Source organism: Streptomyces virginiae (assembly GCF_000720455.1).
In the GTDB taxonomy this organism is placed as follows: domain Bacteria; phylum Actinomycetota; class Actinomycetes; order Streptomycetales; family Streptomycetaceae; genus Streptomyces; species Streptomyces virginiae.
In genome coordinates this window covers 1-239 of sequence record NZ_JOAK01000123.1, presented here as the reverse complement: position 1 = coordinate 239, position 239 = coordinate 1, and the positions used below count along the sequence as shown (strand labels likewise).

General features: G+C 71.1%; 1 pseudogene. It reads left to right on the top strand.

Annotated elements, in window-relative coordinates:
* Positions 1–239 (top strand): annotated as a pseudogene (locus IG86_RS0138220) (ABC transporter permease); the annotation flags it as partial.

Here is a 239-nt window from a genome sequence, read left to right as displayed (position 1 = left end):
AAGGGGACGCTGCTGGAGGTCATCTGGACCTCCGTCTCCCGCGGCCTGCTCGGCTTCCTGCTCGCCCTGGCCATCGGCACCCCGCTCGGCCTGCTGGTCGCCCGGGTGAAGTTCGTGCGCGCCGCGATCGGCCCCATCCTCCAGGGCCTGCAGTCCCTGCCCTCGGTCGCCTGGGTCCCCCCGGCCGTCCTCTGGTTCGGCCTCAACGACGCCATGATGTTCACCGTCATCCTGCTGGG